We start from the raw sequence: 18,772 nt of genomic DNA, 5'->3' as shown, positions 1-18,772 counted from the left end.
CCATGCTTCAACATCCCCAGATCGACCCCGTCGCCCTCCAGATCGGCCCGCTGGCCATCCACTGGTATGGCCTGACCTACCTGCTGGCCTTCGGCCTGTTCCTGCTGCTGGCCAACGCGCGCCTGCGCCATCCCCCGTTCGCCAGCGTGACCCAGCCGCCCTGGACGCGCCGCGACGTGGAGGACATCCTGTTCCTCGGCGTGCTGGGCGTGGTGGCCGGCGGGCGCATCGGCTACTGCCTGTTCTACAAACCCGCGTACTACCTCGCCAACCCATTGGAGATCTTCGCGGTGTGGCAGGGCGGCATGAGCTTCCACGGCGGCCTGCTGGGCGTGATGCTGGCCATGGTCTGGTACGCGCGCAGCCGCCGGCGGCCCTTCATGCAGGTGATGGACTTCGTGGCGCCCTGCGTGCCCACGGGCCTGGCCGCGGGGCGCCTGGGCAACTTCATCAATGGCGAGCTCTGGGGCCGCGTGGCCGACCCCTCGCTGCCCTGGGGCATGGTGTTCCGCGGCGCGGGCGATCTGCCGCGCCACCCCTCGCAGGTGTACCAGTTCCTGCTCGAAGGCCTGCTGCTGTTCGTGCTGCTGTGGTTCTACGCGCGCAAGGAGCATGCGCGTGGCCAGGTGTCGGCCGTGTTCCTGTTCGGCTACGGCGTGTTCCGTTTCATCGCCGAGTTCTTCCGTGAGCCCGACGCCCACCTGGGCCTGCTCTCGCTGGGCATGAGCATGGGCCAGTGGCTGTGCGTGCCCATGATTCTGGCCGGCGCGTTCATGTGGTGGTGGTTCGGTCAGCGCAAGACCTGAACGGTCGGTCAATACACGAGGTGCGCGCGCGCCTGGCAGTTGAGGGTCCGCAGGTGCACGTCGATCTGGCCCAGGTGCAGGCCCAGCACGTCGTGCAGGATGGGGGTGAGCACGCTGCTGCCGATGCCGTCGAGCAAGGGCCGCAGCACCTGCAGCAGGTAGCCGGTGAGCGCGGTGATGGCGTTGGGCACGCTATCGCCGCCGCCGGACGAGTTGCCGTTCAGGCTGTTGGCGATCTCGTTGACGCAGGCCGCGTCGTTGGAGCCGATGAGCGCGCTGCAACCTCCGATCACGCCGCCGAGCACGGCCCCCAGGATGTCGCCCACGCTGGTCAGCAGCCCGCCGACCAGGTTGCCCACCCCGGTCAGCAGGCCTTGCAGGTTGAGTGTCAGGGTGTGGCTCAGCAGGGCCAGCACGTCGCTGCTCAGTCCGCCCAGGAATCCACCGAGGCCGTTGGTGGTGTTCTCGATGCCGGCCTTGACGTTGGTCAGGCGGGTCACGCGGCAGGCCCGGCTGCCGCAGGCCGCGCCTTGCGCGTTCCACAGGTTCTGCGCTGAGGCCTGGCGCTGCGCCAGGGTCAGGGCCGGCCCCCGATCGAGCGTTTCCACCAGCAGGGTGGCCAGCAGCGCGTCGGTGATGTTCTTGACGGTGCTGCCCAGCAGCAGGTCGTTGCCCACCGTGCCGGTTTCGCCAGCCGCCAGGGTCACGCTCGCCTGCAGCGGCAGCGCGTCCATCTTGAGGTGCGTGCGCAGGCTCACCAGGTTCACGGGCCCCAGGCCCAGGCGCAGCAGGTCTTCGTCGGCCAGGTTCTGGTCGCAGCTCGCGCTGGTGGAGAAGATTTCATTTTCATTGGCCGGGTTGGCGCCCGGCCGGCCCACGCAGACCTTGACGATGGAGGCGTTCACCGCGATGGATGCGCGCTCCGTGCCGTCGGGTTTGCGCAGCGCGGGTGTGCACATCTCGGTGAGCGTGCCCCGGCCGTTGACCAGGTCGACCATGATGGGCAGCTTGATCTGCGCGAACTGGTTGATCACCGGCAGGTTGCTGGTGCTGATCTCGATCCAGGTGCGCAACTGGGCGGTGTAGGCCGTGGCGCCCACGCCGCCGATGGCCACGGAGGGCGGCTCGATCAGCACGGTCTTCGCGCTCACCAGGCCGGCCAGGCTCAGGCCGTTGACGGCCACCGCGTGCTTCTGCGTGGCCACACCGATGGCCGAGTACAGCAGGTCCAGCGCGTTCACGCCCACGTTGAGCGCCGAGGCGGCGTTGGCGCCGGGGGCGATGATCTCGGCGAACAGGCCCGAGGGCCCGCTGGCCAGGCTGCCGAGCTGCACTTCCAGGTTGGGCACGCCCAGGCGGGTGGCCACGGCGTTGAGCAGCGCGGCGTTGCTCGCCAGCAGCGTGTCCTGCCCACCGGCCGTGACGATGGCGTTGAGCAACGGCCCCAGCTGCACGGTCTCGGCCGCGAGCAGGGTGTTGAGTTCGCCCACGCCGATGTCGGTGGCGACCGGGATGCCCAGGGCTTGCAGCAGCCCGGCGGGGGTGATCTGCACCTGCGCCAGGCCGTCGTAACCCACCAGCGAGGTGCCGGTGAGGTCGAGCCCGATGCCCTTGAGCAGGTCGCCCAGCACCGAGTCTCCGGTGCGCAGCAGGGTGCTGCCCACCGAGAACGAAGCCAGCGGGTCGGTGGCGGCGGCGATCGCTTCGGCCCGCAGGCTGCGCTCGCCCGGAAAGAAGGCGAGCAGGGGCGGTGGCGTGCCTTCGATCACCACGTGCATGGCGTTGAAGGCGGTCTGACCAGCGGTGAAGTGGCGTTCCGTGCCCTGCGCCGGGTCCCAGCGGCCGCAGGCCACCACGGGCGTGAAGCCGGCGAGGTTCTGGCCGGCGTTGGTGAGAGCCGCCGCGCGGGCCGCGGTGCAATCGGCCGGCAGCACGGCCGAGGCGCCGGCGATGGCCGCCAGGTCGGCCGTCTTCTGCAGCTCGCGCTTCATGAAAAACAGGTAGCCCAGTTCGGTGCCCACGAGCGCGATCACGATCAGGCTGAGCGCGATGGCCGTGTTGATGACGATCGAACCGGACTGGCGGCGTGACATGGTCAGAGCGCGGCGATGGCGCGGCTGGTGAGCGTGCCGGGCAGCCACTGGCTGGTGTCGAGCAGCGGCACCCAGGGCAGCAGGCGGCCGGCGGTGTAGGGGAAGGACACCGTCACGGTGAGCGTGGTGTTGGGGGTGGCGACGTTCACGCTCGCGGTCTGCGTGAGCCAGGCGCGGCGCGTGGCCGGCGTGTTGCTGTGCGCCAGCGGCACGATCACCGAGCCGCTCAGCGAGTCCCAGACCACGCTCTCGATGTGCGACTTGGCCGTGGCGAGCTCGGGGCCGGTGGCGGTGCGCAACTGGGGAAACATCTGCGCCGCGCGCGCACCGTCCGCCGCCGCGCGCGACAAGGCCTGCTGTGTGTAGAGCACGACGCCGAAGGTGGCGATGCCGTAGAACGCCAGCAGCAGGCCCAGCAGCACGAAGGCGAATTCGATCGCCGCCACGCCGCGCTGCCGGCGGTTCACAGCGCGCTCCCGTCGAGCAGCACGCTGGCCCGGCCCACCAGTTCGTTGGGCAGGGCAAAGGACGGGAAGGGTGGCAGCACCTGGTGCAGGTCGCCCAGCCGCACGGTGACGCTCACCTGGCAGCGCAGCGCCCACGAGGTGCCGCAGGGCAGTGTGCCGGCGGGCTGCAGGCAGGTGCCGGTGGCGGTCTGGCAGACCTCGGGCAGCGGGATGGTGAGCACCGCGGCCGTGGGCTTCCAGCCCAGGGAGCGGTCTTCGGCCACCTGCTGTGCCTTGAGCTGCCGCGCGGCCAGGCTGTTCTGGTGCCGCAGGGCCGCGCGCGCGCCGTCTTCGGCCGCGTTCTGCAGCCCGAAGCGGAAGGTGAACAGGATGCTGTAGCAGACGATCGAATAGACCAGGCCGAAGAAGAGCAGGAAGGCCATGGCGTACTCGATGGCGTACACACCGCGCTGGCGCCGGTGTCGGCGAAGGAGGGCCTGGACCGGGCGCATGGCCGTGAACCGCTGGCCTTACTTGGTCTGCAGCCGCGAACCGAACCAGACCGGCAGTGGCTGCTCGAAGCTCTTCATGTAGCGCTGGTGGCTGGCCTCGGCCACCGCACCGTCGATGGGCCGTGGCGTGGCCGAGGCCTCGCGCCCCTCGCGCTGGCGCTGCAGCAGCTCGTGGGTGGCGTCCCCCACGCGCGCGGAAGGCGCGGCCGGGGTGGCTGGCGCCGGGGCCGATTGCGCCCACAGCGGCGGCGCCACCGCGAGCGCGGCCCACAGGGCCAGGCATCGCAGCGGGTGTGGGTGGTGCGTTCTTGTTTTCATGGAACCTCCTGAGGGTGTGACAGCGTGAGAGATCAGGGCGTGGCCAGGGCCGGGGGCGTGGCGAGCATCGGGCTCAACCGCAGGCCGGTCTGCACCGCCAGGGTGCCCGCCTGCGGGCGTTGCGGCGCGAGTTCCTGGGCCAGTTGTTCGATCGCCTGGCGCGTGGCGCCGCTGAAGCGGGCTTCGTCCATCACCTGGCGGGCCTGCTCGGTCTGGCCCTGCGTGAGCAGGTACAGCGCGAGGTTGCTGCGCACCCTGGGGTGGGTGGGCAGCAGCTGCGCGGCCTGTTGCACCGGCAGGCGCGCGGCGTCGAAGCGCTGCGCGCGCAGCAGGGCGTAACCCAGGTCGCTGAGCAGCAGGCCGTCGGCCGGCAGCACCTGGCGCGCGCGCTCGAACATCTCGGCCGCGCGCGTGTAGTCGTCGCTGGCGCCGGCGAGCAGGCCCAGGCCCCGGTAGGCGGCGGCGCGCTCGGGGGTGTCGAGCAGCTTGTCGTACAGCGCCGCGCTGGGCGCGGGCTGGCCGGTCTGGCGCAGGGCGTCGGCGCGCAGCAGGCGGGTTTCGGAACTGACCCCCCAGCGCTGCTCCAGCGCGTCGATGTGGGCGAGCGAGGCGAACCACATGCCGTTGCCCTGCATCTGGCGCACCAGCGACAGGTAGGTGGGCCGGTTGTCCAGCGTGGGTTCGCGGGCGGCGGCCTGCGCGGCTTCGAGCTGCGCCGCGTCGGGCAGCGAGGCGCAGGCGCCCAGCGCCAGGGCGCCGGCACCGAGCAGCAGGCTGCCGCAGGCGCGGCCGAGCGAAGAGAGGCGGGTGGAGGCGGTGGTGTTCATGATCCGGTCATGCTCCCGACGGAGCGGATGATGGCGAGGAAACCGGGACCCGCGGTGATGATCACCAGCGCGGGCAGGAGGGTGGTGACCATCACGACGGTCATCTTCACGGTGATCTTTCCGATAAGCGCCTTCATGCCGGCCTTGCGGTGCACGCGCAGGCGCTCGCTGAACTGGCGGATCGGTTCCTGGATGGCACCGCCGTGTTTGTCGACCTGGTTGATCAGGGCGACGAAGTCCATCAGGTGCTGGTTGTCGTGCAGGCCGGCCATGCGCTGGTAGGCCTGCTCGCGCGTGCGGCCCTGGCTGTACTGGCGGTTGGCCTGCGCCACTTCCGCGCCGAGCACCGGCAGCACGTGCTGGAAGTCGCTGGCGATCACCTGCAGGCTCTGGTCCAGGCTCAGGCCCACGCTCTGCAGCAGGCCCAGCATGTCCACGAACAGGGGCAGTTCGTGCGCCACGCGCTCGCGGCGCTGGCCGGCGCGGTGCTTGAGCAGCCACTTGGGGCCCATGAAGCCGACGGCGAAGGCCGCCGCGGACCACAACAAGGCGTTGCCCGAATGGCCCCAGGCCAGGTGGACCAGCACCGGCAGGCCCAGCGCCAGCACGGCGCGCGAGATCAGCAGGGTGAGCTGGGCCCGCACCGGCGGCAGGCCGCATTGCTGGATGAGGCGGCGGTCTTCATCGGCCACGAGCAGCCGGCCCAGGCGGCTTTCCAGCCAGCGCGCGGGCCAGTGGCTGCCTTGCAGGAAGGCCAGTTCGTCGGGCAGGGCATGGGCCGGTGTGGCGTTCTCGCCCAGGGCCCGCTGGATGACCTGCGCCGTGGTCTGGCGCTGCGCGTGCTGGTGCAGCAGCAGGCCGGCGGCCATCGCCAGGGCCAGGGCCAGCAGCAGCACGGCCAGGATGGACAGGGGCAGGGCGCTCATGGTGGGTTGCCTCGGATCAGGACAGCCGCGCCAGCCGGTAGAGCAGCAGCGCGCCGAATGCCTGCAGGCCGATGGCGCCGAACACCATGGCCTGCCCCGTGGGATCGCTCCACATGCGCGCGAAGTAGTCGCCGTTGGTGGTGACGATCGCCCCCCCGACCACCACCGGCAGCAGACCCAGGATCCAGGCCGAGAAGCGCGTTTCGGCCGACATCGCCACCAGCTCCTGTTCGGCCTCCTCGTGGTCGCGCATGAAGTGGGCGACGCGTTCGAGCAGCACATCGGATCGGCCGCCGTAGCGCATGCCCAGGCCGAGGATGGAGGCCAGCAGGAAGATCTCTTCGATGTGCACCTTGCGCGCGATCTGCAGCAGCGCCTGGTCGATGTTCACGCCGGCCTTGATCAGGCCCATGGCGTTGTCCATGTGGCCGCGCAGCGGCTGCTTGGTGGTGGCCACGGCGGTCTGGAACGCGGCCTGGGTGGAGTGGCCCATCACGATCAGGCGCACGATCACGTCGAGAAAGCCGGGCAGTTGCCGGATGATCTGGCGCCGCATGCGCTGCACCCGAAGCCAGATGAAGAAGGCGCCACCGATGAGCAGCACCGCGAGCAGGCCCAGCGCGCTCACGGCGCCCGAGCTCAGCGCGGTGACGCCGACCGAGACGGTGGTGGCGGCCAGCCCGCCCAGCAGCGCGCCGGGCGGCACCGCGCCCAGCAGCCAGCCCGGCAGGCGCACGGCGGGCTTGCGGGCGGTGGTCGAGGAGGGCAGCGGCACCACCGGTGGGGGCGCGCCAAACCGAAGCGAACCCGAGGGCAGCGGGTTGGCGGCCACCGGGTCGATGCGGTCGGCCAGGTGGCGCTGGGCCAGCTGGCGGCGCTGGCGCCGCACCGAAGCGGCCCACAGCAGCACGCCGACGGCGGCCAGCAGCAGGGCCACGGCGAGGGCGACGGCGCTGCGTTCAGGCATGGCCGTGCTCCGTGAGCTGGGCCTGCAGGCTCTGGCGCAGGCGCGCGATCTTGGGGGAGTGCGGCACCACGCCCATGGCGATCCAGCGATCGCCTTCCTGGCCATCGGGCTGCGTCACCGGTTCGTGGCGGAACAGTTCCTGCATCGCGACCACGCTGTCGTTCAGGCCGGTGATCTCGCTGATGGAGAGGATGCGGCGCGTGCCGTTGGGCAGGCGGCCGATCTGCACGATGAAGTCGATCGCGTTGGCGATCTGGCGGCGCAGGCTGAGTTCGCTGCCCTGGTAACCCCCGAAGCCCGCGAGCATCTCCAGGCGGTACAGGCATTCGCGCGGCGAACTGGCGTGGATGGTGCCCATGGAGCCGTCGTGCCCGGTGTTCATGGCCTGCAGCATTTCGATCACCTCGCCGCCACGCACCTCGCCCACGATGATGCGGTCGGGCCGCATGCGCAGGCTGTTGCGCAGCAGGTCGCGGATGGCCACGCTGCCCGAGCCGTCGTAGCCGCCGGGGCGGCTCTCCAGCCGCACCACGTGCGGGTGGTTGAGGGCGAGTTCGGCGGTGTCCTCGATGGTGACCACGCGCTCGGTGTCCGGCGCGAAGTTGGCCAGCGCGTTGAGCAGTGAGGTCTTGCCCGAGCTGGTGCCGCCGCTGACCAGGATGTTGCAGCGCGAGCGCACCGCCATCTCCAGCAGGTGGCCCATGGCCTGGTCGAAGGTGCCGAGCTCGAACAGCTCCTCGGGGCTCAGCGGGTCCTTGCGGAACTTGCGGATGGACACCGCCGGGCCGTTGATCACCAGGGGCTCGATCACCACGTTGATGCGGCCGCCGTCGCTCAGGCGCGCGTCGACCATGGGGTTGGACTCGTCGAGCCGGCGGCCGATGGGCGCGAGGATGCGGCGGATGATGCGCATCAGGTGCTCGTTGTCGGTGAAGGCCACGTGCTCCTTCTGCAGCATGCCGCGGCGCGACACGTAGACCAGCTTGCTGCCGTTGATGAGGATGTCCTCCACGCTCGGGTCGTTCAACAGGTCTTCCAGCGGGCCGAAGCCGGCGAATTCCTTGGTGAGGGCATCGGCGAGCAGCTGGGTTTCGCGCGCGTTGATCGGCACGCGGTGCAGGCGCACCTGGCTCTCGCATTCGAGGTTGACGAACTGCTGCACCGAGCTGCGCGACCAGCGTCCGAACTCGGCACCGAGTTCCTCGATGCGGTTGAGCAGGTGTTCGTGGATGAAGGTCTTGACGGTCTGGAACTCGTTGGAGTTCAGGAAGGCCTGCTGGTTGTCGGAAAACTCGACGTGGTTCGTCATGGCCTGTTACCTCCGGTGGATCCACTTGTTGAGCATCTGCGCCACGCGCGGCGTCCACGGTGGGGGCTCGCCGCCGTCGGGCGGCGCGCTGCCATCGATCCACGGCAGCAGGCCGCGCACCATCTGGCCGACCGCCTGCACGTAGGGGTCGTTGCGCGCGGATCGCGCCAGCAGCTGGCCCTGGCACGAGGCCGCCAGCAGGGCGCTGGCGCGCGCCGGCAGCACGTGGCTCAAGGGCAGGCCGAGCTGGTGGGCGATGTCCAGCGCGGGCAGGTTCACGAACGGCTCGAACTTGTTGACCACCAGCGAGAGCCGCTGCATGTTGACGTCATGTTCCCGCAGCTCGCGCAACAGCGCGGCGGTGGAGACGATGCCGCCGATGCTCTGGTCGCAGACCACCCAGACCTGGTCGGCGTTGCGCGCGACCTGGGCCACGAAGTCGACCGACGAGAAGCCGCCGAGGTCGGCGATCTGCACGTCGAAGAAATCGGTCAGGCGCTGGACCAGCGAGACCGACTCGGCGTGCGAGATCTCGCGGATCTGCGCCAGGCTGGCCGGCAGGGGCAGCACCGCCGCGCCGCTGGCGTGTTGCACCAGCGCGGTCTGCAGCAGGGTCGGGTCCAGGCGGTGCAGGTTGTGCACGCCGTCCACGAAGCTGAACTCGCTCTTGAGCCCGAGGTAGAGCAGGGCGTCGCGCGCGGGCAGCCCCAGGTCGAGCAGGGCCACGCCCTGGCGGTGGACCACGCGCCCGGGCACGCGGGCCAGGGCGGCCGCGCGCTGCTCCTGCAGCATCGCGGCGAGGTTGCAGGCCAGCGTGCTGACGCCCAGGCCGACGCGCGCGCCGAGCAGGGCGATGCTGCGGCCCTTGACCTGCGGCGAGCGCTGGCCCTGGCGCCGCGCCATCAAGTCCTGCAGCACCGCCAGCACCTCGGTGGTCGGGCCGTCGAGGTCGAGGAAGTCGTCCACGCCCGCGCGCAGGGCGGCGAGCGTGGTGTTGGTTTCGTTCGCGTGGCCGGTGCCGATCAGCAGCAGCTCCGGCCAGTCGCGCCGCAGGGCAGTGGCCAGGCGCGTGCTGCGCAGGGCCTGGGCGCCCGAAAAGTCCAGGAACAGGGTGCGGGGCTGGGCCGTGGCGATGCGTTCGCCCAGCGCGGCTTCGTCGAGCGTGACCACCGTGACCTGGCCGAGGTGCCCCAAGGCCGCGTTCAGCCAGCCTGTGTGTTCGCCGTTGTCCGACGCGTACAGGTAGACGTTGCGGCTCTGGACCGTGGTGTGCAGGGGGGTGGGCATGGTGCTCATGGCGGGTGGCCGGGCGTCACCGGGAAAAACCGGGCAGGGCGTCGTCGGCGCCGTTGCCCACGAGGAAACCGCGCCAGAAGGCGGGGTCGCGCTGCTCGGTGCGACCGGGCAGGGCCGCATCCACCTGGGTGCCTTGGGCGAGCGGCTTGACGAGGTGGGGCGTGACCACGATCACCAGCTCGCGTTCGTTCTGCTGGTAGTCCTGGCGCTTGAACATCGCGCCCAGCACCGGCAGGTCGCCGAGCATGGGCACCTTGTCCAGGCTGGAGGTGGTGGTGCGGCTGACCAGGCCACCGATCACGAAGCTCTCACCGTCGCCGAGTTCGACGGTGGTGTCGGCGCGGCGCGTGGTGATCGCGGGCACGGCGACACCGCTGAGCGTGACGGCGTTGGTGTAGTCCAGGTCGCTGGCCTCGGGCGCCACCTTGAGCACGATGCGCTGGTTGGACAGCACGGTGGGCGAGACGGTCAGCCCGATGCCGAAGGGCTTGTATTCGATGCTGGTGGTGCCCAGGCCTTGCGCCACGGGCACCGGAATCTCGCCCCCGGCGAGGAAGTTCGCGCTCTGGCCCGAGAGCGCGACCAGCGTGGGTTCGGCCAGCACGCGGGCCAGGCCGTTGCCTTCGAGCAGGCCCAGGTTCACGCCGATGTTGGCCTTGCCGAAGCTCAGCAGCAGGCCGAAGGCCTGCGCGAGAGGCGAGGTTATCTCGCCTTTGATCACACCGTCGCGCTCGAACCCGAAGGACTGGAGCGAGCTGGGCGAGAACACGCCGAAGCTGAAGCCGTGCTTGTTCGGTGCGGTGCTGAAGATGTTCAGCCCGGCCTGTTTGAGCACGCGCTTGTTGAATTCCACGATCTTGACTTCGACCTGCACGGTCTGGCTTTTCACGCTCAGGGTGGAGCGGTCGGCCAGCGGTGCCTTGTCGGGCTGCTGCGCCAGGGCCGCCTCGCGCGCCTGCTGGTGCTCGGCGGCCGTCGGGAAGGCGCCTTGCAGCACCGCGCCGTCGCGCTGCACGTGCAGGGTGTAGGTGGTGGCGGCGTCGCTGCCCCGCTCCCACACCAGCAGCGAGGTGCTGCCCGGGGCCTTGCCGGTGATGATGAGGCGGGCGCCCGGTGCACCCGATGCCGCGCGCGCCTTGCGCGTGACCATGACCGAGGCGACCTGCTCGTTGGCGATGGCGATGCGGTCCACACCCTTGTCGATCACCAGTTCCTGCTGCGTGCCCGCGGTCAGCCGCAGGAGCCGGTCGGTGCTCGCGCTGGCCGATGCGTCGCTCGCCGGTTGCGCGAACAGGCCACCCGAGGTGGCGGTGATCAACAGGCCGGCCAGCAGCGCCAGGCGGGGCCAGCGCGACGGCCGGGGAAGGGAGCGGGGTGTGGGCTTGAACATCATGCGGAGCACCTGGTGGGTTGACGCGCGTGGTCTCAATAGCGCACGGTGTCGCGGCGGTCGCCGCGGATGATCTCGACCTCATGGCCCGTGGGGGCCGCGGTCGCCAGCACCGCGCGGGGCGCGGCGCCCGGCTGTGCCGGCCGGCGGGTGCCCGCCGCGCCGCCACCGGCCGCGAGGTCCTGCGTGGTCAGGCCGGCGAGCGCGCGGTCCATGCCGGTGAGCGCGCCGCCGCTGCGGCGGGCCGGCTGCAAGGCGGTCTGCAGCTCGGCGAACAGGGTGGTATCGGGTTCGGCGGTGTCGTTCGGGTGGCGCAGCGCCAGCAGCAGGCGGCCGTTGGCCTCGCCCAATGCGAGCCGGTTCACGTCTTCCACCGGCACGGCGAGCACGGCGGTGCGCGCGGGTTGCTGGTTGCCTGCCTGGGGTTTCTGGTTGCCGCGGCCCTCGCCGCTGGTGGGCATGCCGTCCACCGAGGCCGTGCCGAAGGCCAGCACGCGCTTGCGCGCCAGCAGCAGGCGCGACTGGCTGCGGTCCACGTCCCGGCCGTCGGCCTTGAGGGCGAAGAACACATCGACGAAATCGCCCGGGCGCACGCTGTTGGCCACGCCCATGACCTCGTCGGCCTTCACGGCCACGGCGCGCTCGCCGGGCTCCAGGCGCAGGGCCAGGCCGGACACCAGCTGGTTCTCGAGCAGCGGGGCGCCGGTGCCCAGGTCGAACACCGGCACGCGGCCGACGGCCTCGGCCACCGTCATGAAGGCGCCAGCCGGGTTGATGGGAAGTTGCGCCACGCGCAGCGCGCCGGCTTCGATGGCCTGGCCCGCCGGCAGCGGTTTGGTGGCCACCACCACCGGGAAAGTGGCCTCGGCCGGCGCGAGCTGCGCAACCGGCTGCGGGGCGGCCACCGGCGGGGGTGGTTTGCGGCTGAGCATCCACGCATAGCCGATCAGCAGGAGCGCCAGCAACACCAGGACGCCAGCGATGATTTGGGTGAATCGGATCATGGTGTCGGGCCTTTGAAGGGATGGGTCGGTGTCCGCGGCGCTTCAGCCGCCAGCGCGCCAGGCCATGAAGGCGATGGTCGAGACGGCGAGATAGGCCGCCAGGGGGATCGGGCGTGTGCGCGACCCGGTGCCACGCGGCCGGCCCGAGAGCGCCAGCGCCAGGCGCGGCGCCAGGGGCCAGCGCTGCAGCGCGAGCCAGAGCAGGCCGTGCAGCCCGGCCAGCAGGCTGGCGGCGACCCAGATGGGCAGCAGCGGCTGCAGACCCACCCACAGGCCCAGGGCGCCCGCGAACTTGACGTCGCCCGCACCCATGAGTCCGAAGGCATAGAAACAGAGCAGGCCGCCGAACGCGGTGGCACCGCCCAGCAGGGCCTGCGGCCAAGTCAGGCCGAAGGGCTGCAGGTCCAGGGCCAGGGCGGCCAGCGCCAGTGCGATGCCCGCCAGCACCAGCCCGTTGCGCACCCGGCGCTCGAGGCCATCGTGAACGATGGCGATCAGCAGCCAGAGCAGCAGGACCAGTTTCATGGCGGGCAACCTCGGCCAGGGGGTGAGGTCAGGGGGTGGCCGCGCCGGTGGTGGCCACCGTTTTCACGTGCGCAAAGATGGCGTTCAGCGTGCCCTTGACGCCGGCGTCGCTGTTGAAAACGGCGAGCAGGATGACCGCCATCAGGCCGGCGATGATGCCGTATTCGATTGCGGTGGCGCCTTCTTCGTCGCGCAGGAAACGGGTGATAGCTGCTTTCATGATGAACTCCTGTAGGGAAAACTGGATTGAGAACTTTGGATCGACTATCAATTGATCGGTCTTGCCGATCGGCTGGAAATGAGGCCCTTGGTTTTCATCACCGAGCGGTTAATCGGTGAGGGCAGATGGGTGGTTTCGATAATTCAACCTCCTTGCATGAAAGCCAATCCGATGCGACACCGGAAAGGCAATCCAACATTCCCTACACGCTTTGGGTTGTTGGCCCGAGAGCGCGCTGTGGTACTGCGTTTCCGCGGTGTTCAGCCCGTTGAGGTGATTTCCAGACGGATTCGCTTCGATCTGGCAATCGTATCGACGGGGCGATTGGATAATGAAGGGAAGTTAGGGGTTTGCACCGCCTATTAATTCGGTTTGATGCAATTGCCGTGAGGTATTTCGCAGGCAATGCAAAGTAATTGGGTCTTGTATTTTGACCAAATGGTCTTGTTTTTAAACAGGAGTGGGGCGCGGCGTGTCCCGGCATGCAAAGATTTGCATGGGGACGGGCATTCGATTGCATCGATGGGCGAAATGGCTGGCAACCCGGGATGCCGATCCGCAGCCGCCCATGCCCGGCCTCGGCGGTACTTCGGGTAAGTCCGGGGTGTCGGGGGCGCGGTGGATGGTCTTAGAATTACGCGTAATTACAGATAATTTTGCAAACGACCGATGCTCAACTCCCTGCATGACGAAGTGGCCACGAAGCTGCGCGAGCGCATCTTCGCGGGGGTGCTCGCCCCGGGCAGCTTCGTCGACGAACCTGCGCTGTGCGCGGAACTGGCCATCTCGCGCACGCCGCTGCGCGAAGCCCTGAAGGTGCTGACCGCCGAAGGCCTGGTGCGGCACGAACCCCGGCGCGGCTGTTTCGTGAGCGAGGTCACCGAGCGCGATCTCGACGAGATCTTTCCCGTCATCGCGCTGCTCGAAGGGCGGTGCGCCTTCGAGGCCGCGAACAACGCGAGCGATGCCGACCTCGCGGCCCTGGAGCAACTGCACGACCGGCTCAACCGCAGCGCCCGGGCCCGGCTCATCAACGAGTACTACGACGCCAACTTCAAGATCCACGAGGCCATCATCACGCTGGCGAACAACCGCTGGCTGGCCCAGGTGATCGGCGACCTGCGCAAGATCGTCAAGCTCGCGCGCCTGCAGCAGCTGCACGCGCCGGGGCGGCTGGACCAGAGCCTGTCCGAGCACATGGCGGTGTTCGCCGCGCTCAAGGCGCGCGACGCCGAGGGCGCCGAAGCCGCCATGCGCACCCACCTCACGCGACAGCGCGTGGCCTTGCGGGAACTGGCCCGCAATCAGACATCGAGGCTTTCGGCATGACCCCACCCGACTGGTTGGCGCAAGGCGTCTCCCTTCTGCGCCCGACGGCGAAAGCCGCCGGCCCACGCTCGACCCAGGAGCGGCTCGATGCCACCTTGCGGCAGGACGAAGAGGCCATGTCGCCGCGCATGCTGCGCCAGTCCCTCAGGGACCTGCAAGCCATCGTGGACCCGTTGGTGAGCGAGGTCGAGGGCGGGCGCCGCGCGCAGGCCATGATGGACTGGTACGCCAGCGCTTCGCCGCCGCACCGGCGCGACCTCTGGCTGCTCATGAGCGAGCGCTTCGTGGCCGACCCCCAGCGCGTCAAGAAGGCGCAGGCCCAGTTCGCCGCCGCCGTGGGCACGCCCGACGAGGCCGCGGCCGAGGTGCTCTACCGGCGCGCCACCGTCTCGCCCCGGCGCCGCCTGCTGCAGCGCTTCAGCGCCAACCCCGAGGGCGTGCGCTTCCTGGTGGACATGCGCGCCGAGCTGCAGCCGCAGTTGCGCAGCGACAAGCGCCTGTTCGCGCTGGACGTGGAGATGGAGTACATGTTCTCCACCTGGTTCGACGTGGGCTTTCTCGACCTGCGCCGCATCACCTGGGACTCGCCGGCCTCGCTGGTGGAAAAGCTCATCAAGTACGAGGCGGTGCACGACATCCGCAGCTGGGCCGACGTGAAGAACCGGCTCGACAGCGACCGCCGCTGCTACGGCTTCTTCCACCCGCGCCTGCCCGAGGAGCCGCTGATCTTCGTCGAGGTGGCGCTGATGAACGAGATCGCCGCCAGCATCACGCCGCTGCTCGACGAGGCGGCCGCGCCGGCCGACCTGGGCAAGGCCACCACCGCCATCTTCTATTCGATCAGCAACACGCAGACCGGCCTCAAGGGCGTGAGCTTCGGGGACTCGCTCATCAAGCGCGTGGTCGAGACGCTCAAGCAGGAGTTCCCCCGCCTCAAGACCTTTGCCACCCTCTCGCCCATTCCGGCCCTGCGCGGCTGGCTCACGAAGAACGCCCCGGCCGAGATGCTCAAGGCCTGGGAGCGTGTGGACGAGCTGGCCGAAAACGCGCCCGAGCGCCGCGCGCTCATGGGCTGGGCCGCGCGTTACCTGGGCGACGAGTTGAACGAGGGCAAGCCGCTGGACCCGGTGGCGCGCTTCCACCTGGGCAACGGCGCGCGGGTCGAGCGCCTGAACTGGGCCGCCGATCCGTCGGCCAAGGGGCTGAAACAGTCCTACGGCCTGATGGTGAACTACCTCTACGATCTCAAGCGACTGGACAAGCACCGCGCCTCGCTCGCGCAGGGAAAGATCCCGATAGCCGCGGCCATCAAGGACCTCTATCTTTGAAGCCGCCATTTCAACCACAAGGAGACAACAGCATGACCGAGAGCCTGAATCGACGAGACATCCTGCGCGCGGCCGTGGCCGGCGCCACCCTCTATGCCACGGCGGGCCATGCCCAGTCGACCTGGCCCACCAAGCCGGTGACCCTGATCGTGCCGTTCCCGGCAGGGGGTGGCACCGATGCGTTTGCCCGGCCCATGGCCGCGCAGTTCGCGCGGCTCTCGGGCAAGAGCCTGGTGATCGACAACCGGGGCGGTGCGGGTGGCACGCTGGGCGCCAGCATCGCGGCCAAGGCCGCGCCCGACGGCTACACCCTCTTCATGGGCGCGGTGCACCACGCCATCGCGCCCAGCATGTACCCCAAGCTCGACTACGACATCGACAAGGACCTGGTGCCGCTGATCCTGGTGGCCAGCGTGCCGCAGGTGGTGGTGGTCAACCCCAAGCGCGTGACCTCCGCCAACTTCAAGGAGTTCCTCGCCATGGCCAAGGCCAACCCGGGCAAGCTCAACTACGCCTCGGCCGGCAGCGGCACCTCGCACCACCTCGCGGGCGAACTCTTCAAGCAGCAGACCAAGACCTTCATCACCCACATTCCCTACCGCGGCGCGGGCCCGGCGCTCAACGACCTGATCGCCGGCCAGGTGGACGTGATGTTCGACGGCCTGGGCTCGTCGGCCGCGCACATCAAGGGCGGGCGCATCAAGGCACTGATGGTGTCGGGCAAGCAGCGCAGCCCGGCCTTGCCGGACGTGCCCTGCGCGGCCGAGATGGGCCTGCCGGACTACAACGTGACCACCTGGTACGGCGTGTGGGCGCCCAAGGGCACGCCGGCGGACGCGCAGAAAGGCGCGATCGATGAAATCCGCAAGGCCGTGAGCACGGATGAAGCGAAAGCGGTCTGGGCCAACCAGGGTGCGGAATTCGCCAACGTGAGTGGCCCGCAGTTCGATGCCTTCGTCAAGGGCGAAATCCAGAAGTGGGCGCAGGTGGTCAAGGCCTCGGGCGCCACGCTCGAATGAGCGGCCGGGTTCACCTGGCCATCGATCACGCGCTGGCGCGCGTGACGCTGTCCCACCCGGGCAAGTTCAACGCCATGTCGCGCGCGATGTGGCGCGAGCTGAAGTCGGTCTTCACCGAGCTGCAGGCGCGCACCGAGTTGCGCGGCGTGATCGTGGCGGGCGAGGGCGGGCACTTCTGCGCCGGTGGCGACATCGCCGAGTACCCGGGCTTTCGCTTCGATGCCGACGCGCTGCGCGACTTCCACGAGAACGACGTGTGGGGCGGCCTGGGCGCCATGCTGGCCTGCGACCTGCCGCTGCTGGCGCAGATCGAGGGCAACTGCATGGGCGCGGGCGTGGAGATCGCCAGCTGCTGCGACATCCGCGTGGCCGGCGAGGGCGCGCGCTTCGGCGCGCCCATCGCCCGCCTGGGTTTTCCCATGGCCCCGCGCGAAGCCCAGTTGGTGGCGCGCGAGGCCGGCCTGGCGACCGCGCGCGAGATGCTGCTGGAAGCCGCCGTGCTCGATGCGCACGAGATGAAGGCGCGCGGTTTCCTGCAGGCGGTGCGGCCCGATGCCGAGCTGAGCGCCGAAGTGCAGGCCCGCGCGCAGCGCATCGCGCGCCTGGCGCCGCAGGCCGCGCGGCAGAACAAGCAGACCCTGCGCGCGCTCGGCGCGGGCCAGCCGGTGCAGGCCGTGGTCGAGCAGGCCTACCATTACGCCGCCCAGGCCGAACACCGCGAAGGCATCGCCGCCTTCCTGGCCAAGCGCCAACCCGTTTTCTGAATCCCTTTTCCTCCGTTGCGTTCCCACACCATGAACCACAACCTGTACGCCGCGTTGCGCGCGGCCTTTCCCGCCGATCTGGACAGCACCGCCGTGGAGACGGTGGGCGGCGCCCATGCCGGCCTGCGCTACTCCTGGCGCGACCTGGACCGCGCCAGCGCCATGATGGCCAACCTGCTCGATTCGATGAAGCTGCCCGAAGGCTCGCGCATCGCGGTGCAGGTGGAGAAGTCGGTCGAGGCCCTGGTGCTGTACCTCGCCACCTTGCGCGCGGGCCACGTGTTCCTGCCGCTCAACACGGCCTACCAGGCCGGTGAGATCGAGTACTTCATCGGCAACGCCGAACCCGCCGTGGTGGTCTGCAGCCCGGCCAACTTCGGCTGGGTCTCCAAGATCGCCTTCAAGGCCGGCACGCGCCACGTCTTCACGCTGGGCGACGACCGCACCGGCAGCCTGCTGGAGCGTGCCGCGCACCACAGCGCCGAGCACACCCCGGCGCACAGCCGCGCCGAAGACCTGGGCGTGATCATCTACACCAGCGGCACCACCGGCCGCAGCAAAGGGGCGATGCTGTCGCACGGCAACATGCTGAGCAACGCGCAAGTGCTGCGCGAATACTGGGGCTGGAAACCGGGCGACGTGCTGATCCACGCGCTGCCGATCTTCCACGTGCACGGCCTGTTCGTGGCCATCCACGGCGCGCTGATCAATGGCAGCCCGATGTTGTGGCTCAACAAGTTCGAGCCGCGCGCGGTGCTGGAGCTGTTCCCGCGCGCCACGGTGTTCATGGGTGTGCCCACGCTGTACGTGCGCCTGCTCGCCGAACCGGGCCTCACGAAACAGCAGGTGGCCCACATGCGCCTGTTCATCTCGGGCTCCGCGCCCTTGCTGATCGAGACCTTCGAGGAGTGGAAGACCCGCACGGGTCACACCATCCTGGAGCGCTACGGCATGAGCGAGACGGTGATGATCACCTCCAACCCCTATGCGGCGGACGCGCGCTTCGGTGGCGAGAGCGAGCGGCGCGGCGGCACCGTGGGCTTTCCCCTGCCGGGCAACGAGCTGCGGGTGGTGGACGAGGACACGAAGGCGGTGCCGGTGGGCGAGATCGGTGCGATCCAGGTGCGCGGGCCCAATGTGTTCAAGGGCTATTGGCGCATGCCGGAGAAGACGGCCGAGGAGTTCACCGCCGACGGCTTCTTCAAGACGGGCGATGTGGGGCGCATCGACGAGCGGGGCTATGTGAGCATCGTCGGTCGCAGCAAGGACCTGATCATTTCCGGGGGGTACAACGTCTACCCGGCCGAGATCGAGGGCTACATCAACGAGATGCCGGGCGTGGCCGAGAGCGCGGTGGTGGGGGTGCCACACCCGGACTTCGGCGAGGTGGGCGTGGCGGTGGTGATCACCAAGCCCGGGGCTTCGGTGAAGCCTGATGAGGTGGTGTCCGCGCTCAAGGCGCGGCTGGCCAACTTCAAGATTCCCAAGCGCTGTGTGGTGGTGGCGGAGTTGCCGCGCAATACCATGGGGAAGGTGCAGAAGAACCTCTTGCGGGATCAGTACAAGGGCTTGTTCGCCTGACTGTTTTCTCCGGCTGCAGCGGTCCTCGGTGACCGGGGTGGCCGGCTCCGCTCATGTCCCCCGAACCGGCTTCGCCGGTTCTCCTCCTTTACTTCGCTGCGCCGGCCACCCC

At 69.5% G+C, this 18,772-nt stretch carries 19 protein-coding genes; 6 read left to right on the top strand and 13 right to left on the bottom strand.

The window, feature by feature from the left end; translation table 11 throughout:
* Nucleotides 1–2 precede the first annotated feature (2 nt).
* Nucleotides 3–806, top strand: a complete 804-nt coding sequence (gene lgt / locus AC1Q9M_RS09105; RefSeq protein WP_382325285.1) for a prolipoprotein diacylglyceryl transferase — start codon at nt 3–5, stop codon at nt 804–806.
* 8 nt (nt 807–814) lie between these two features.
* Here the strand turns inward: lgt and AC1Q9M_RS09100 are convergent, their stop codons facing one another.
* Genes AC1Q9M_RS09100 through AC1Q9M_RS09040 form a run of 13 tightly spaced genes read right to left on the bottom strand, consistent with a single transcriptional unit; the run spans nt 815 to nt 12,639 of the window.
* Entirely contained in the window at nt 815–2,899 is a 2,085-nt protein-coding gene (locus AC1Q9M_RS09100) for a TadG family pilus assembly protein (protein WP_492433434.1), read from the bottom strand.
* A gap of 2 nt (nt 2,900–2,901) precedes the next feature.
* A complete protein-coding gene (locus AC1Q9M_RS09095) occupies nt 2,902–3,366 on the bottom strand; it encodes a TadE/TadG family type IV pilus assembly protein (protein WP_382325277.1) in 465 nt (154 codons plus the stop codon).
* Entirely contained in the window at nt 3,363–3,857 is a 495-nt protein-coding gene (locus AC1Q9M_RS09090; protein ID WP_492433432.1) for a TadE/TadG family type IV pilus assembly protein, read from the bottom strand. Before AC1Q9M_RS09090 ends, AC1Q9M_RS09095 begins: the two co-directional genes overlap by 4 nt.
* Nucleotides 3,858–3,875: 18 nt before the next feature.
* A complete protein-coding gene (locus AC1Q9M_RS09085) occupies nt 3,876–4,175 on the bottom strand; it encodes a DUF3613 domain-containing protein (protein WP_444686744.1) in 300 nt (99 codons plus the stop codon).
* Nucleotides 4,176–4,207: 32 nt separating this feature from the next.
* The gene (locus AC1Q9M_RS09080; RefSeq protein WP_492433430.1) at nt 4,208–5,002 is read right to left on the bottom strand and encodes a tetratricopeptide repeat protein; all 795 of its coding nucleotides are present in this window, start codon (nt 5,000–5,002) and stop codon (nt 4,208–4,210) included.
* Nucleotides 4,999–5,928: a type II secretion system F family protein gene (locus AC1Q9M_RS09075; RefSeq protein WP_382325271.1), complete on the bottom strand. Its 930-nt coding sequence runs from the start codon at nt 5,926–5,928 to the stop codon at nt 4,999–5,001. Before AC1Q9M_RS09075 ends, AC1Q9M_RS09080 begins: the two co-directional genes overlap by 4 nt.
* A gap of 16 nt (nt 5,929–5,944) precedes the next feature.
* A complete protein-coding gene (locus AC1Q9M_RS09070; protein WP_444686741.1) occupies nt 5,945–6,895 on the bottom strand; it encodes a type II secretion system F family protein in 951 nt (316 codons plus the stop codon).
* Nucleotides 6,888–8,204, bottom strand: a complete 1,317-nt coding sequence (locus tag AC1Q9M_RS09065; RefSeq protein ID WP_382325266.1) for a TadA family conjugal transfer-associated ATPase — start codon at nt 8,202–8,204, stop codon at nt 6,888–6,890. Before AC1Q9M_RS09065 ends, AC1Q9M_RS09070 begins: the two co-directional genes overlap by 8 nt.
* 6 nt (nt 8,205–8,210) lie before the next feature.
* A complete protein-coding gene (locus AC1Q9M_RS09060; RefSeq protein WP_492433427.1) occupies nt 8,211–9,491 on the bottom strand; it encodes a histidine kinase in 1,281 nt (426 codons plus the stop codon).
* Nucleotides 9,492–9,516: 25 nt separating this feature from the next.
* The gene (locus tag AC1Q9M_RS09055) at nt 9,517–10,890 is read right to left on the bottom strand and encodes a type II and III secretion system protein family protein (RefSeq protein WP_492434006.1); all 1,374 of its coding nucleotides are present in this window, start codon (nt 10,888–10,890) and stop codon (nt 9,517–9,519) included.
* Between the two features lie 35 nt (nt 10,891–10,925).
* Nucleotides 10,926–11,894 (bottom strand): Flp pilus assembly protein CpaB, encoded by a 969-nt coding sequence (cpaB, locus tag AC1Q9M_RS09050; RefSeq protein WP_492433425.1) that lies wholly within the window; start codon nt 11,892–11,894, stop codon nt 10,926–10,928.
* A 42-nt stretch (nt 11,895–11,936) separates the two neighbouring features.
* Nucleotides 11,937–12,419, bottom strand: a complete 483-nt coding sequence (locus AC1Q9M_RS09045) for an A24 family peptidase (protein WP_382325259.1) — start codon at nt 12,417–12,419, stop codon at nt 11,937–11,939.
* Between the two features lie 28 nt (nt 12,420–12,447).
* Nucleotides 12,448–12,639, bottom strand: a complete 192-nt coding sequence (locus AC1Q9M_RS09040; RefSeq protein WP_382157298.1) for a Flp family type IVb pilin — start codon at nt 12,637–12,639, stop codon at nt 12,448–12,450.
* A 669-nt stretch (nt 12,640–13,308) separates the two neighbouring features.
* Here AC1Q9M_RS09040 and AC1Q9M_RS09035 point away from each other — a divergent pair.
* Genes AC1Q9M_RS09035 through AC1Q9M_RS09015 form a run of 5 tightly spaced genes read left to right on the top strand, consistent with a single transcriptional unit; the run spans nt 13,309 to nt 18,660 of the window.
* Nucleotides 13,309–13,968, top strand: coding sequence for a GntR family transcriptional regulator (locus tag AC1Q9M_RS09035; RefSeq protein WP_382157300.1), 660 nt, complete (start codon nt 13,309–13,311; stop codon nt 13,966–13,968).
* Nucleotides 13,965–15,296, top strand: a complete 1,332-nt coding sequence (locus AC1Q9M_RS09030) for a malonyl-CoA decarboxylase domain-containing protein (protein ID WP_382157302.1) — start codon at nt 13,965–13,967, stop codon at nt 15,294–15,296. Before AC1Q9M_RS09035 ends, AC1Q9M_RS09030 begins: the two co-directional genes overlap by 4 nt.
* Before the next feature lie 32 nt (nt 15,297–15,328).
* Nucleotides 15,329–16,315, top strand: a complete 987-nt coding sequence (locus AC1Q9M_RS09025; RefSeq protein ID WP_382157304.1) for a Bug family tripartite tricarboxylate transporter substrate binding protein — start codon at nt 15,329–15,331, stop codon at nt 16,313–16,315.
* Nucleotides 16,312–17,079 (top strand): enoyl-CoA hydratase/isomerase family protein, encoded by a 768-nt coding sequence (locus AC1Q9M_RS09020; RefSeq protein WP_382325250.1) that lies wholly within the window; start codon nt 16,312–16,314, stop codon nt 17,077–17,079. The genes AC1Q9M_RS09025 and AC1Q9M_RS09020 overlap by 4 nt, the downstream gene beginning before the upstream one ends.
* A gap of 30 nt (nt 17,080–17,109) precedes the next feature.
* Nucleotides 17,110–18,660 carry a malonate--CoA ligase gene (locus AC1Q9M_RS09015; protein ID WP_492433422.1) on the top strand — a complete coding sequence of 517 codons (1,551 nt, stop codon included), beginning with the start codon at nt 17,110–17,112 and terminating at the stop codon, nt 18,658–18,660.
* Nucleotides 18,661–18,772 lie beyond the last annotated feature (112 nt).

This window comes from Hydrogenophaga sp. GW823-FHT04C09, assembly GCF_058796355.1.
Note: the sequence above shows the minus strand (reverse complement) of the source record. Positions and strands in the feature narration are given on the sequence as shown.

Excerpts from the sequence above, each read along its gene's own strand:
- AC1Q9M_RS09055 (WP_492434006.1), bottom strand. The coding sequence starts at position 10,890 with ATGTTCAAGCCCACACCCCGCTCCCTTCCCCGGCCGTCGCGCTGGCCC.
- cpaB (WP_492433425.1), bottom strand. The coding sequence starts at position 11,894 with ATGATCCGATTCACCCAAATCATCGCTGGCGTCCTGGTGTTGCTGGCG.
- AC1Q9M_RS09090 (WP_492433432.1), bottom strand. The coding sequence starts at position 3,857 with ATGCGCCCGGTCCAGGCCCTCCTTCGCCGACACCGGCGCCAGCGCGGT.
- AC1Q9M_RS09025 (WP_382157304.1), top strand. The coding sequence starts at position 15,329 with ATGACCGAGAGCCTGAATCGACGAGACATCCTGCGCGCGGCCGTGGCC.
- AC1Q9M_RS09085 (WP_444686744.1), bottom strand. The coding sequence starts at position 4,175 with ATGAAAACAAGAACGCACCACCCACACCCGCTGCGATGCCTGGCCCTG.
- AC1Q9M_RS09035 (WP_382157300.1), top strand. The coding sequence starts at position 13,309 with ATGCTCAACTCCCTGCATGACGAAGTGGCCACGAAGCTGCGCGAGCGC.
- lgt (WP_382325285.1), top strand. The coding sequence starts at position 3 with ATGCTTCAACATCCCCAGATCGACCCCGTCGCCCTCCAGATCGGCCCG.
- AC1Q9M_RS09030 (WP_382157302.1), top strand. The coding sequence starts at position 13,965 with ATGACCCCACCCGACTGGTTGGCGCAAGGCGTCTCCCTTCTGCGCCCG.
- AC1Q9M_RS09080 (WP_492433430.1), bottom strand. The coding sequence starts at position 5,002 with ATGAACACCACCGCCTCCACCCGCCTCTCTTCGCTCGGCCGCGCCTGC.
- AC1Q9M_RS09100 (WP_492433434.1), bottom strand. The coding sequence starts at position 2,899 with ATGTCACGCCGCCAGTCCGGTTCGATCGTCATCAACACGGCCATCGCG.
- AC1Q9M_RS09070 (WP_444686741.1), bottom strand. The coding sequence starts at position 6,895 with ATGCCTGAACGCAGCGCCGTCGCCCTCGCCGTGGCCCTGCTGCTGGCC.
- AC1Q9M_RS09020 (WP_382325250.1), top strand. The coding sequence starts at position 16,312 with ATGAGCGGCCGGGTTCACCTGGCCATCGATCACGCGCTGGCGCGCGTG.
- AC1Q9M_RS09040 (WP_382157298.1), bottom strand. The coding sequence starts at position 12,639 with ATGAAAGCAGCTATCACCCGTTTCCTGCGCGACGAAGAAGGCGCCACC.
- AC1Q9M_RS09045 (WP_382325259.1), bottom strand. The coding sequence starts at position 12,419 with ATGAAACTGGTCCTGCTGCTCTGGCTGCTGATCGCCATCGTTCACGAT.
- AC1Q9M_RS09065 (WP_382325266.1), bottom strand. The coding sequence starts at position 8,204 with ATGACGAACCACGTCGAGTTTTCCGACAACCAGCAGGCCTTCCTGAAC.
- AC1Q9M_RS09075 (WP_382325271.1), bottom strand. The coding sequence starts at position 5,928 with ATGAGCGCCCTGCCCCTGTCCATCCTGGCCGTGCTGCTGCTGGCCCTG.
- AC1Q9M_RS09060 (WP_492433427.1), bottom strand. The coding sequence starts at position 9,491 with ATGCCCACCCCCCTGCACACCACGGTCCAGAGCCGCAACGTCTACCTG.
- AC1Q9M_RS09015 (WP_492433422.1), top strand. The coding sequence starts at position 17,110 with ATGAACCACAACCTGTACGCCGCGTTGCGCGCGGCCTTTCCCGCCGAT.